Here is a 12,377-nt window from a genome sequence, read left to right as displayed (position 1 = left end):
TGGCTGTCTGGGCAGATGCCCGGTTCAGTGCAACGGTGTGGTGCTAAATCGGTACTTCGTCTTGCGCGGTTTTTACGTGCGTCCGTCCAGGTACAAGCCAGCCGCACCGATGACACCGTGCTGGCCGTGCTCCATCAGTCGTACGGGAACCTGTTGCAGAAAGGCGCGCATCACGCCCTTGTTGAAGAAGCGCTGGCGGAAGCTGCTGGCCAGCAGCACGTCGCGGATCTGCGGAAGAATCCCGCCGGCGAGAAACACGCCGCCGCGCGCGCCGTACAGCAGGCACAGATCGCCCACGAAGCTGCCGAGCAGGCCGCAGAACACGTCCAATGCTTCCACCGCCGCGTCATCGCTGCGCTCCAGCGCCGACTGCGTCACCTGGCTGGGCAAGGTCAGTACCGGTGCTTGTCCGCGCAACGCGCACAGCGCGCGATAGAGGTTGAGCAGACCGGGGCCGGACAGCGCGTGTTCGAACGACACGTACGCGCGGTCGCGCGCCAGATAACGAAGAATCTCGATCTCGCGTTCGTTGCCTGGTGCCAGCGCGATCTGGCCCGCTTCGGTGGCCAGCACGGTGGCGTGCGGTTTGCCGGGCAGCAGTACGGCCGAACCCAGGCCGGTACCGGGGCCCATCACCAGCACCGGACCTTCGGCGGGCAATGCGTCGGTGTCGATGACCGCCGTGGTGTCGGCCTGGCTGAGGAACTGCGTGGCATAGGCCACCGCTTCGAAGTCGTTGACGACGGCGAGCTGTTCGATGCCGAGGCTGTCGCGGATGTCGCGAATGGAGACCGGCCACGGCAGGTTGTCGTTGACGATGGCGTCGCCCAGCACATAGCCGGCGCTGGCCACGGCGCAGCGGCTCACGTGCACGCTGCGATCAAGCTGACCGACGAAGTCCTGCAGCACGGCGGTGAGGCTCGGCCACTCCGCGCAGGCATAGCGGTGGTACTGCAGCACCGTCACCGGGCGCGTGCCGTCCGGATCGCGGCTCACCAACCCGATGCGAGCGTGCGTTCCTCCGACGTCCGCCGCGAGAAACATGGCTTCTTGCGCCAAGAACTCACGTGCGCTGTGGCTGACCCCTTCGACCACTTGCGATCCCCTCGTCATCCCTGTGTCACGTTCCTGTGAACGCGACCCCATTTGGCCGGAGTCTGGGTAATGGCTGACAACGTTGTCAACAATCCATCCGGCACATACGAAAAAGGCCTATGCGGCGGGGCAACATCCTCGTCCTTCCGGTACCGCAATCCGCCCCAGGTTATCGCGCTTAACCATATGTTTTATAAGTCTTTATGGCATCCAGACAAGCCACAGAAAAACCCTCTCGCAGCGCGCCACGACGGCACTCATGACGCTTGACCTACGCCAGCCATTTCCGCTCCCAAAAGGGGGGATTTTCGGCCTCTTTTTGACTGCCATGGCAGGTGGAGACGTCCCCGTTTGACAACGTTGCGAAGTCACCGGACCGCAGAAGCATGCGACGCAATTTCACGTGCCACGCATTCACCGCGCACACAAACATGCGCCGCCGTCATCGCAAAGCCATGCGGCGGCGAGCCGCCTTTCGACACAGCTTGCGATGGAGACGGCGAGGTCTTGCGCAGGCGCGCCCTGCCGCAGTGCAAGTCGGCAAACGCAATCGCTTCTGCAACACTCAGCACTCGACTCATCCCCTCTCACGAATCGCCCCATGTCGATGCACACAAGAGAATTCGGCACACGTGCAGAGAACGACGGTGCGGGGCAGGTGCGCGCGTGACCTTCCCACTGGCGGACGTACAGATCGAAGCACTGGCCGAGGACGCATGGCTGTTGCGTTTCGGCGACACGATCGATGCTGATGTGAACAACCGCGTACACGCTGCGGCAGCAAGGCTGCGCGCGAACCTCCTCAACGTGGAATGCATACCGGCCTATGCCAGCCTGTTGCTGCGCTTCGATGTGACCCACTGGCTGGATGATGACGGCCGCTTCTGTGCGGAGCGCCTGCAACACGTGATCGCCGCAGCCTGGAACGCGAGTTCCTCGACGGAAACTGCGACGCGCGAAGTGATCATTCCCGTGTGGTACGGCGGCGACGCGGGCGCGGATCTGCCCGAGGTAGCCGCGCATGCGCGCATGTCGGCGGACGAGGTGGTGGCGCGCCACGTGGCGGCGATCTATCGCGTCGCCATGCTTGGGTTTGCCCCAGGATTTCCCTACCTGCTCGGCCTCGATCCCGCGCTGGCCATGCCGCGTCGAAGCAACCCCCGCACCAGCGTGCCCGCGGGCAGCGTCGCGATTGGCGGGCAGCAGACGGGCATCTATCCGCAAGCGCTGCCGGGTGGCTGGCAGTTGATCGGGCGCACGCCGGTGCGGCTGTTCGATCTCGCCGTCGCCTCGCCCTCGCTGCTCCAGCCGGGCGACCATGTGCGCTTCCGCGCCATCGACGAACGCGAGTACGGGCGACTCGCCGACGATGCGAGCGCGAGCGCGAGCGCATGAGCGTCGAAGTGATCAAGCCCGGCTTGCTCACCAGCCTGCAGGATGCCGGGCGCCGCGGGTATGCGCACCTCGGCCTGGGCCGCGCCGGTGCGGTGGACGAACCCGCGTGGCGACTGGCGAATGCCCTCGTGGGCAACGCGGGGGACGAAGCCGCGTTGGAGATCACGCTGGCCGGTCCCACGCTGCGCTTTCAGCAGGACGCCATCGTGGCGCTCACCGGCGCGCTTATCGAAGCGCGCGTGGAAGGCCAGCCGCTGCCGGCATGGAGCACATGCTTCCTGCCTGCCGGCAGCGTGCTTCGCCTCGGCGGCATGCGCCATGGTTGCCGCAGCTATCTCGCCGTGCGCGGCGGCTTCGACGGCGCGTTAGTGCTGGGTAGCCGCAGCACTGATCTGCATGCGGGCGTGGGTCCGTTGCACGGCAAGGCCGTGAAGGCGGGCGATGTCCTTGCCATCGGCGAGCACGCTTCGGTGCCGTGGTTTCACGCGGGTCCTGGCATGCAGGCGCTGCGCTGGGGACTCGACCCGCAACCGTGGCTCGACTATGCACGCGAACCGTTGGCGCTGATGCGCGGCCATCACGCGGATGCGCTGGACGATGCCTCGCAACACGCCCTGTTCACCCAGCGCTTCATGGTCAGCAAGGACAGCAACCGCACCGGCAACCGGCTGGACGGCGCGCCGCTGCGCCTGCGCCAACCGCTGGAACTGATTTCCGAAGCGACGCTGCCGGGCACCCTGCAGCTGCCGCCCTCGGGCCAGCCCATCCTGTTGCTGGCAGAAGCGCCGGTGACGGGCGGTTATCCGCGCATCGGGCAGCTCGCCGCCGTGGATCTGCCGCGCCTGGCGCAGCGGCGGCCAGGCGATACCGTATCCTTCCGGGAGACCACCCTGGACGAGGCGCTGCAACGCCTCGGCGAACGGGATACCTCGCTGCGACGCCTGCTTCAACGCATCGAACAACGTCTGGAATCCGCATGAAGATTGCCACCGCCAAGACCATCGACATCAACAGCGACCTGGGCGAATCCTTCGGCGCGTGGCGCATGGGCGACGACGCCGCGCTGCTGGCCATCGTGAGCTCCGCCAACATCGCCTGCGGCTTTCACGGCGGCGATCCGGACATCATGCGCGGCACCGTGGCCCTGGCCGTGCAGCACGACGTGGCCATCGGCGCGCATGTGTCGCTGCCCGATCTGCAGGGCTTCGGTCGACGCGAGATGGCGGTGACGCCGAACGAAGCCTACGCCATGACGCTCTACCAGATCGGCGCACTGCAGGCTTTCGCACAGGCCGCGGGCACGCGCCTGCGCCACGTGAAGCCGCACGGCGCGCTTTACAACATGGCGGCACGTGACATGAAGCTGGCGGAAGCGATCGCCCGCGCCGTGCGCGATTTCGATCCGTCATTGTGCCTGTTCGGCCTCGCCAATTCGGCGTTGATCGACGCCGGCATCGCCGCGGGCATTCCCGTGGCGGCCGAAGCATTCGCCGACCGGCGCTACCGACCCGATGGTTCGCTGCAGCCACGGCGCGAGCCTGACGCGGTGATCCAGGAAAGCGACGAAGCCATTGCCCAGGCCATGGCGATGGCGCGCGAGGGCCAGGTTCGCGCGGTCGATGGCAGCATTGTCACGCTGCAGGCCGACACCTTGTGCGTGCACGGCGATGGCGCGCACGCGGTCGCCTTCGCCCGCCAGCTGCGCGCCGCACTGGAGGCGGCCGACATCGGCATCGCGCCGCCACGCGCCACGGAGGCGCACGCATGAATTACTGGCCGCTGCTCGGCGTCGCGGTCATCGTGATCGGCTTTGCACTGCGTTTCAATGCGGTTCCCGTGGTGGTTTGCGCGGCGCTCGTCAGCGGCTTACTGGCAGGCTTGCACCTGCCTGAGCTGCTGGCGTTGCTGGGCAAGAGCTTCGTGTCTTCGCGCATGTTGCTGCTGTTCATGCTCACCCTGCCTGCCATTGGCCTGCTGGAACACGCCGGCTTGCGCGAGCATGCGCAGCAATGGATGGGACGGTTGCGCGGCATGACGCTGGCGCGGCTGCTGATCGGTTATCTGCTGGTGCGCGAACTGCTCGCCATGCTGGGACTCACCGGCGTGGCGGGCGCCGCGCAAACCGTGCGGCCCTTGCTCACGCCGATGAGTGAAGCCGCTGCGGAGAAGATCCATCCGGAACTGAGCGACGCCGAGCGCGACGAAGTGCGCGCCGTCGCCGCGGCCACCGACAACATCGGCCGCTTCTTCGGCGAGGATGTGTTCATCGCGCTCGGCGCCGTGCTGTTGATCCAGGGTTTCTACGCGCAGCACGGCATCGATCTCACGCCGCTGTCGATCGCCCTGTGGGCGCTGCCCACGGCCATCGCGGCCTTCGTGATCCAGTCGGTGCGCGTCTGGCTGTTCCAGCGCCGGCTGCAACGGCGCGCGCAGGCCAATCGCGCGGGCGAGGAAGCCTGAGCATGCTGCGTATCGAATATGCGTATTGGCTGATCGCAGCCTTTTTGTTCTACACGGCGTGGCGCAATGCGCGCGAACGACAGCTCTGGCGCGCGGCGTTCTGGGCCTTGCTCGGCCTGCTGTTTGCCGGTGGCGACCTGGTGCTGGCCGAACAGAAGGCCGGCAACGTGCTGCCTGCGCAGATCGCCGGCGGCATGGTGATCGCACTGGCCTTGCTCGCGCCGCGCCTGCGCCGCCAGGCGCATCCGGAAACGGCGAGCGCGTCAGCGCGCATGGCGTCGGCCGCTCGCCTGGGTCACAAGCTGTTCGTGCCGGCGCTGCTGATTCCGTTGGTGACCTTGCTAGTGGCCTTGCTCGGGGAACACCTTTCCCTCGGCGGCCTCGCCTTGTTCGCCAAGCCGCAGATGACACTGACCGGACTCACCCTCGCCTGCGTGGTGGCGCTGTTCGCGGCAGCGCGCGTGGCGCAGGCGCCGCTGCGTCAGGGTGTGTCGGAAGGCCGACGCCTGCTCGATGCCATCGGTTGGGCGGCGCTGTTGCCGTTGCTGTTGGCGGCGCTGGGCGAGGTGTTCACGCAGAGTGGCGTGGGCGCGGCCATCTCGGCGCTGGCGCAGATGATCCTGCCCGAAGGCAACGCCTTCATGTGCCTGCTGGTGTTCGCGCTGGGCATGGTGTTGTTCACCGTGATCATGGGCAATGCCTTCGCCGCGTTTCCGGTGATGATGGCCGGCATCGGCCTGCCGCTGCTGGTGCAGCGGTACGGTGCAAGTCCGGCCATCCTTGGTTCCATGGGCATGCTGTGCGGCTATTGCGGCACGCTGCTCACGCCCATGGCCGCCGATTACAACCTGGTGCCCGCGGCCTTGCTGGAGCTGCGCAACCCCTACGGCGTGATCCGCGCGCAGGCGTGGAGCGCGGCCGGCATCTTCGTCGCCACCTTCCTCATCATGTGGGCGCTGGTCTTTCGCTAATCGACGCACGCCCCGAGCATTGCAACCATGACGTCATCGCCACGCATTCTGTTGACCGGATTCACTCCCTTCGGCAATGAAGACATCAACCCGTCGTGGGAAGCCGTGCGCGAACTCGACGGCAAGCATATCGGCGGCCATCGCGTGGTCGCGCGCCTGCTGCCGACGATCTTCGCCGACTCGCAACGCGAGCTGGCGCTGGCGGTGGATGACGTCGAACCGGCCATCCTGCTCGGCGTGGGCCAGGCCGGTGGACGCAGTCGGTTGTCGCTCGAACGCGTGGCGATCAACGTGCAGGACGCACGCATCGCGGACAACGCCGGTGCCCAGCCCATCGACGACGCCATCGTTGTCGACGGACCCGCCGCCTACTTCAGCACGCTGCCGATCAAGGCCATGCTGAAGGCCTTGCTCGCCGAAGGCCTGCCCGCCGAAGTGTCGAACACCGCAGGCACCTTTGTGTGCAACCACGTGGCTTACTTGATGCTGCATCTGGCCGCGCAGCATCGCGGCCTGCGGGCGGGTTTCATCCACATTCCCTACCTGCCTTCGCAGGCCGCGCGTTTTCCGAACGCACCCAGCATGAGCCAGGACGATGTGGTGCGCGCGCTCTCCATTGCGCTGCGCGTGGCCGCCACGCAGCAGGCGGACGAACGCTTCGGCGCCGGCACGCTCGACTGAGCACCACGCCAGCCGCGCATAAAAAGAGGGCCTGGCAACATGCCAGGCCCTTACCGGGGAGGTTTGGGTAAATCAGAGCTTGAAGTGCGCTTCGAGGATGTACTCGCGACCGCTGGCGTATTCGTTCGCGAGCTCGGTCATCTGAGCGCCGTAGAACTGCTTGTAGGTCGAGTTGAGCAGGTTCAGCGCATCGAACGTGACCGACATGTGGTCGTTGAACTTGTAGCCCAGCGAGGCATCGAGTTCCTTGTAGCTGTCGGTATACGAATCCGGCGCACCGGCCACGTAACCGCCTGCGAGGTACTTGCTGCGATAGTTGTACGCGATGCTGGCGCTGTACGGGCCCTTCTCGAAATACGGCGAGAGGTTGTACGAGTCCTTGGAGTTGTACGGCAGCGGGCCGCCGGCCGCGGTGCTCGAATCGGAATAGGTGAAGTTGGCACGCACGCCGAAGCCGCTGTCGCCGAACGCCTGCTGGTAGCTGATCGCGGCACCCTTCACCTTGGCGCGGCCGCCGTTGATCGGCGCGGACACGCTGTACTGGCAGAAGCCTTCGAGCGTACACATGCCGTTATTCACCAGCATCTGGCCGGTGGAGCCTTGGATCAGTTCCGCCCACGAGCCGTTCTGGCGACCCTGCACGGTGGCAGCATTGACCACGTAGTTCAGCACGTTCTTGTAGAAGCCAGATACCGCGATCACCGACTCGTTGTTGAAGTACCACTCGCCGGAAAGATCGAAGTTCACCGAACGATACGGCTTGAGGTTGGGATTGCCGGCCGTGGCGGTGAGCACGGTGTCGTTGGCTTCGAAGTACGGCGCCAGCTGGTTGTACGGCGCGTACGCAATCGTCTCGGAACCGGCACCACGCAGGATGATGTCGGGCGTTACGTTCCAGGCGACGTTGAACGCCGGCAGCCAGTCGTTGGAGGTGCTGGTGGTGCCGACATAGCCAAAGCCCGGCGGGAACACGCAATCCCAGGTGCTGCAAGTGCTGGGCACGTTGTAGCCGAAGGAATCGATCTTGGTGTGCACGAAGCGCACGCCGAGGTTGCCGTGCACGTTGTCGTTGCCGAAGTTCAACTGGGCAAAGCCCGCGCTGTTCTGCTGCTGCACGTTGAAGGTGTTGTCCCAGTAGTCGACCGGGTCGTTGGAGCTCAACTGGTTGCCGTCGAGCACGGCGTTGTAGATCGACTGGAAGCCCAGCGTCTGCACGTGATGTACCGTGCTGCCGGAGAGGCCGATGCTCGATGCGCCGCTCAGGTTGCTGATGCCGCCATAACCGATTTCATTGAGCGTCTGGTTGGGCACGCCCACATTGTCGATCAGCAGCGACTGGCTTTCCCAGTGCGACGCCCAGCGTGCGCCGACCTGCAGGCTGTTGAAGAAGCCGTCGAAGTCCTTGGTGAAATCGGCTTGGGCATATTCGTCTCGCGCCTTGTACGGCTTGTAACCGATGTTGCCGCCGAAGTTGTTGTCCGCCCAATAGGACGGGTTGTTTGCCGAGGCTAGGTCGGTGTAGTTGAAGCCCTTGTTGATGTTCCAGTCGAAACCGCCGCCGTAGAACAGTTCCTTGAAGGCCTGCGTGATGGTGTTGTCCGAAGTGCTCACGCCCAACTGGCCGTTGATGCGCCAGCCATCGCCCTTGTAGGTGCCGCGCCAGTCGGCGCCCTTGGTGCGGATGAACGACTTGCGTGCGTCGTTATCCATGAAGGTTTCGGCCGTGCTGGTGCACGAGGTGGTGTTGAAGCACGGCGTGCCGACCTGCGTGCCCGCCACCACGATGCCGTTCGGGCCTTCGGTGAGGTGCGAGATACCGGCGTAGTTGAAGCCAGCGATCGGGTACATCGACACGTTGAGGTTGTCGAGGCGATCGGTCATGTACAGCAGGCTGAGCGTGCTTTCGAAGTGATCGTTCGGCTTGTACTGCAGGTTGACCAGGATGCTGCTGCGCTTCTCGGTCTGCTGGAAATCGGCCGCGTTGAGTTCCGTCGGCATCTGGTCGGATGCCTTGAGCGTGCCGGCGGCGATCTGTCCTGCAATGGCCGGATTGGCGGCGGCGATGGCCGATACCGGCGTATAGCCGAAGATTTCCTGGCCTTGGCGATCGGTCTTCTGCTCGTAGTGCGAGAGGGAGACATCCGCGCCGAAGGTCTTGTCGGCGTTGTGCCAGCTGTAGAACAGCGACGCGTTCGGACGGCTCTGCTCGACCATGTCGTTGTAGTTCACGCCGAACGAACCGCTGAGCGTGTTGGCCGGCACGTCGAGCGGCTGGATGGTGTGCATGATCACCGTGCCGCCGAGACTGCCTTCCGGCAGGCGCGCTTCCGGACTCTTGTAGATTTCCAGCGAACCGAGGATTTCCGGCGGCAGCAGCGAGTAGTTGAAGCCGCGGTTGGGGCTGTCGCCGTACAGCCACATGGCCTGCGCCACCGGGTGGCCATCGAGGAACGAGAGGTTGAGGCTGGGATCGATGCCGTTGATGCTCACGCGCTGCGTGGCGCCAAATGCGCGATCCAGCGTGACGCCCGGAATCTGCGCCAGCGCTTCGGCCACGTTGGTGGCGGGGAACTTGCCGATGTCTTCGGCCGTGATGGCGTCGACGATGGCGTCCGCATTGCGCTTGGTGTCCAGCGACTGCTGCAGGCTGGCGCGGATGCCAGTGACGGTCACCGTTTCGAGCTGCTTGGCTTGCGACTGGTCCGGCGTCTGCTGTGTGGTGGCCGGTGGCGTGGTGGTGGTACCGGTCTGCGGCGCATCCTGCGCCTGGAGCGACATGGAGATACACAGTCCGGCAACGATACTCGCGGCTAGCAATGTTCTACGGTGTGACATGGTTTCCTCCCCTCGAAGGCGTTACGACAGCGGATGTGTGGGACGTCCGGCTGCTACGTGGCGTTTGGGCTTGCGCCCGGTCAGTTGATGTGTGCTACCTGGTTACTGCGCTCTCCCCGGCGCGAGAGCCCGTGAGGGCGCCCTCTCCGTCTTGCAGATCGAGGAACAGCCCGGCGGCGCCGATGACACCGTGCTGGCCGTGCTCCATCAGTCGTACGGGAACCTGTTGCAGAAAGGCGCGCATCACGCCCTTGTTGAAAAAGCGCTGGCGGAAGCTGCTGGCCAGCAGCACGTCGCGGATCTGCGGAAGAATCCCGCCGGCGAGAAACACGCCGCCGCGCGCGCCGTACAGCAGGCACAGATCGCCCACGAAGCTGCCGAGCAGGCCGCAGAACACGTCCAGCGCTTCCACCGCCGCGTCATCGCTGCGCTCCAGCGCCGACTGCGTCACCTGGCTGGGCAAGGTCAGTACCGGTGCCTGCCCACGCAACACGCACAACGCGCGATAGAGATTGAGCAGGCCAGGGCCGGACAGCGCGTGTTCGAACGACACGTACGCACGGTCGCGTGCCAGATAACGAAGAATCTCGATCTCGCGTTCGTTGCCCGGCGCCAGCGCGATCTGGCCTGCTTCGGTGGCCAGCACGGTGGCGTGCGGTTTGCCGGGCAGCAGTACGGCCGAACCCAGGCCGGTACCGGGGCCCATCACCAGCACCGGACCTTCGGCCGGCAGCGCTTCGGTGTCGATCACCGCGGTGGTGTCGGCCTGGCTGAGGAACTGCGTGGCATAGGCCACGGCTTCGAAGTCATTGACGACGGCGAGCTGTTCGATGCCCAGGCTGTCGCGGATGTCGCGAATGGAGACGGGCCACGGCAGGTTGTCGTTGACGATGGCGTCGCCCAGCACATAACCCGCGCTGGCCACGGCGCAGCGGCTCACGTGCACGGAACGGTCGAGCTGTCCGACGAAGTCCTGCAGCACGGCAGTGAGGCTCGGCCACTCCGCGCAGGCATAGCGGTGGTACTGCAGCACCGTCACCGGGCGCGTGCCGTCCGGATCGCGGCTCACCAGTCCGATGCGAGCGTGCGTTCCTCCGACGTCCGCCGCCAGGAACACCCCCGCAGGAAGCGCCAGCCGACGTGCCTCCAGACTGTGGTTGCTGCTTTGCGCCACCGTCATCCCCTCGTCATTCCCTTGTCGCATTGCACGACCTGCGACCCGATTTTGGCCCGAGTCTCGTCACGGATGACAACGTTGTCAACAGACCGTTTTTTCATGCGAAACAAGGATTTGGCGCAGCCCAGCAATCGCAGCAAATGACGCCTGCGCCGCAAAAACATGATGCAGTGCAACACCATGTAATCAAAGGGATTTTTAACTACTGAAGCGGGCGCAACTGCTGCCAAACCGGGACCATTGCGGCGCAGCACGGCAGGCTTTCACGGGGGTCCTTGCGACCACCGATGCGTGCACCTTTGGATGGCTTGCTCGTGTCAGAATTTGACAACGTTACGCATAGCACCGATAACTCGCTCATCCCGCCCTCCGCCGTGCGCCGAGGGCAGGGCTTTCGGGGGAATCGGGCCACTGCTGGTCCATCGTTCAGCGGCAATCCGCGGGGAGTTAAGTCCATCCATGTCTGCCAACACCGTTGCCGCTGGCGAGTCGCGCGCTTCCAGCGTGGTGCCGATGCTCATCATCGGCGTGCTGTTCTTCATCTTCGGCTTCGTGACCTGGCTCAACGGACCGCTGATCACCTTTGTGAAGCTCGCCTTCAACGTGGATGACGTTTCCGCCTTCCTCGTGCCGCTGGTGTTCTATTTCTCGTATTTCTTCCTCGCCATCCCTTCGTCCAGCGTGCTTCGCCGCACCGGCATGAAGAAGGGCATGGGCCTGGGCTTGTTCGTGATGGCGATTGGCGCGGTGCTGTTCGGCCAGTTCGTGAGCATGCGCATCTTCTATCCGGCGCTGGTCGGCCTGTTCGTGATCGGCGCCGGCCTGGCGCTGCTGCAGACGGCATCCAATCCCTACATCAGCATTCTCGGCCCCATCGACAGCGCCGCGCAGCGCATCGCTTTCATGGGCATCTGCAACAAGGTGGCCGGCGCCCTCGCGCCGTTCGTGTTCGGTGCGCTGGTGCTCACCGGCATCGACACCTTCGACACGCAGGTGAAGGCCGCACCCTCGCCGGAAGCGAAGGAAGCGCTGCTCAATGCGTTCGCCGCCAAGATCCACATGCCGTACATGATCATGGCGGCGCTGCTGGTGCTGCTGGCGATCTGGGTGGTCCGTTCGCCGCTGCCGGAGATCAAGCCATCGGGCGCCAACGCCGAGTCGGACATCGGCCACGCCAAGGGCGGCATCTTCAGTTTTCCGCACCTGTGGCTGGGCGTGCTGTGCCTGTTCCTCTACGTGGGCGTGGAAGTGATGGCGGGCGACGCCATCGGCACCTATGGCCAGGGTTTTGGCCTGCCGCTGGATGAGACCAAGCATTTCACCTCGTACACGCTGATCGCCATGCTCGCCGGCTACCTCGCCGGCCTGGTGCTGATTCCGCGCTTCATTTCGCAGCAGAGCTACCTGGCCGTATCCGCCGTGCTCGGCGTGCTGTTCACCATAGGCGCGTACGTGACCACCGGCCACACGTCGGTAGGCTTTGTCGCCGCCCTGGGTTTTGCCAACGCCATGATGTGGCCAGCCATCTTCCCGCTCGCCATCCATGGCCTCGGTCGCCTCACCGAGCGCGGATCGGCGCTGCTGATCATGGCCATCGCGGGCGGTGCCCTGGTGCCGCAGCTGTTCGTGCACCTGAAACAGCACTTCAACTTCCAACTGGTATTCATGGCACTGATGGTGCCCTGCTACCTGTACATCCTCTATTACGGCATGAGGGGGCACCGCGTCGGTCAGCACGCACGCTGAGCCCAGGGCTGGCGCGC

At 64.9% G+C, this 12,377-nt stretch carries 11 protein-coding genes; 7 read left to right on the top strand and 4 right to left on the bottom strand.

Going from position 1 to position 12,377, the window contains the following annotated elements:
* Nucleotides 1-72 precede the first annotated feature (72 nt).
* Entirely contained in the window at nt 73-1,146 is a 1,074-nt protein-coding gene (gene glk / locus ABIC75_RS13745; protein WP_436407930.1) for a glucokinase, read from the bottom strand.
* Nucleotides 1,147-1,761: 615 nt separating this feature from the next.
* Here glk (ABIC75_RS13745) and pxpB point away from each other — a divergent pair.
* Genes pxpB through pcp form a run of 6 tightly spaced genes read left to right on the top strand, consistent with a single transcriptional unit; the run spans nt 1,762 to nt 6,602 of the window.
* Nucleotides 1,762-2,490 carry a 5-oxoprolinase subunit PxpB gene (gene pxpB, locus ABIC75_RS13740; protein ID WP_354014440.1) on the top strand — a complete coding sequence of 243 codons (729 nt, stop codon included), beginning with the start codon at nt 1,762-1,764 and terminating at the stop codon, nt 2,488-2,490.
* Nucleotides 2,487-3,470: a biotin-dependent carboxyltransferase family protein gene (locus tag ABIC75_RS13735; protein WP_354014439.1), complete on the top strand. Its 984-nt coding sequence runs from the start codon at nt 2,487-2,489 to the stop codon at nt 3,468-3,470. Before pxpB ends, ABIC75_RS13735 begins: the two co-directional genes overlap by 4 nt.
* Nucleotides 3,467-4,258 (top strand): LamB/YcsF family protein, encoded by a 792-nt coding sequence (locus tag ABIC75_RS13730; protein WP_354014438.1) that lies wholly within the window; start codon nt 3,467-3,469, stop codon nt 4,256-4,258. The genes ABIC75_RS13735 and ABIC75_RS13730 overlap by 4 nt, the downstream gene beginning before the upstream one ends.
* Nucleotides 4,255-4,950 carry a DUF969 domain-containing protein gene (locus ABIC75_RS13725; RefSeq protein WP_354014437.1) on the top strand — a complete coding sequence of 232 codons (696 nt, stop codon included), beginning with the start codon at nt 4,255-4,257 and terminating at the stop codon, nt 4,948-4,950. Before ABIC75_RS13730 ends, ABIC75_RS13725 begins: the two co-directional genes overlap by 4 nt.
* 2 nt (nt 4,951-4,952) lie before the next feature.
* The gene (locus ABIC75_RS13720) at nt 4,953-5,921 is read left to right on the top strand and encodes a 5-oxoproline transporter, DUF979 family subunit (RefSeq protein ID WP_354014436.1); all 969 of its coding nucleotides are present in this window, start codon (nt 4,953-4,955) and stop codon (nt 5,919-5,921) included.
* 27 nt (nt 5,922-5,948) lie between these two features.
* Nucleotides 5,949-6,602, top strand: coding sequence for a pyroglutamyl-peptidase I (pcp, locus tag ABIC75_RS13715; protein ID WP_354014435.1), 654 nt, complete (start codon nt 5,949-5,951; stop codon nt 6,600-6,602).
* Between the two features lie 72 nt (nt 6,603-6,674).
* On the opposite strand, the gene ABIC75_RS13710 is transcribed toward pcp, so the two are convergent.
* The 3 genes from ABIC75_RS13710 to ABIC75_RS13700 form a co-directional block, all read right to left on the bottom strand.
* Nucleotides 6,675-9,437, bottom strand: a complete 2,763-nt coding sequence (locus ABIC75_RS13710; RefSeq protein WP_436407929.1) for a TonB-dependent receptor — start codon at nt 9,435-9,437, stop codon at nt 6,675-6,677.
* A 94-nt stretch (nt 9,438-9,531) separates the two neighbouring features.
* Nucleotides 9,532-10,617: a glucokinase gene (glk, locus tag ABIC75_RS13705; protein ID WP_436407928.1), complete on the bottom strand. Its 1,086-nt coding sequence runs from the start codon at nt 10,615-10,617 to the stop codon at nt 9,532-9,534.
* On the bottom strand, nt 10,614-10,868 hold the full coding sequence (locus tag ABIC75_RS13700) for a hypothetical protein (RefSeq protein WP_354014433.1): 255 nt from the start codon (nt 10,866-10,868) through the stop codon (nt 10,614-10,616). The genes glk (ABIC75_RS13705) and ABIC75_RS13700 overlap by 4 nt, the downstream gene beginning before the upstream one ends.
* Nucleotides 10,869-11,073: 205 nt before the next feature.
* On the opposite strand from ABIC75_RS13700, the gene ABIC75_RS13695 reads away from it, so the two are divergent.
* Nucleotides 11,074-12,360, top strand: a complete 1,287-nt coding sequence (locus ABIC75_RS13695) for a sugar MFS transporter (protein WP_354014432.1) — start codon at nt 11,074-11,076, stop codon at nt 12,358-12,360.
* The last annotated feature ends 17 nt before the right edge of the window (nt 12,361-12,377 follow it).

It is taken from the genome of Dyella japonica, from assembly GCF_040545895.1.
Lineage (GTDB): Bacteria > Pseudomonadota > Gammaproteobacteria > Xanthomonadales > Rhodanobacteraceae > Dyella > Dyella japonica_D.
The sequence above is the reverse complement of the archived record's forward strand: the minus strand, read 5'-3'. Positions and strand labels throughout refer to the sequence as shown.

Excerpts from the sequence above, each read along its gene's own strand:
- ABIC75_RS13720 (WP_354014436.1), top strand. The coding sequence starts at position 4,953 with ATGCTGCGTATCGAATATGCGTATTGGCTGATCGCAGCCTTTTTGTTC.
- ABIC75_RS13730 (WP_354014438.1), top strand. The coding sequence starts at position 3,467 with ATGAAGATTGCCACCGCCAAGACCATCGACATCAACAGCGACCTGGGC.
- glk (WP_436407930.1), bottom strand. The coding sequence starts at position 1,146 with ATGGGGTCGCGTTCACAGGAACGTGACACAGGGATGACGAGGGGATCG.
- pcp (WP_354014435.1), top strand. The coding sequence starts at position 5,949 with ATGACGTCATCGCCACGCATTCTGTTGACCGGATTCACTCCCTTCGGC.
- ABIC75_RS13725 (WP_354014437.1), top strand. The coding sequence starts at position 4,255 with ATGAATTACTGGCCGCTGCTCGGCGTCGCGGTCATCGTGATCGGCTTT.
- ABIC75_RS13695 (WP_354014432.1), top strand. The coding sequence starts at position 11,074 with ATGTCTGCCAACACCGTTGCCGCTGGCGAGTCGCGCGCTTCCAGCGTG.
- ABIC75_RS13735 (WP_354014439.1), top strand. The coding sequence starts at position 2,487 with ATGAGCGTCGAAGTGATCAAGCCCGGCTTGCTCACCAGCCTGCAGGAT.
- glk (WP_436407928.1), bottom strand. The coding sequence starts at position 10,617 with ATGACGGTGGCGCAAAGCAGCAACCACAGTCTGGAGGCACGTCGGCTG.
- ABIC75_RS13710 (WP_436407929.1), bottom strand. The coding sequence starts at position 9,437 with ATGTCACACCGTAGAACATTGCTAGCCGCGAGTATCGTTGCCGGACTG.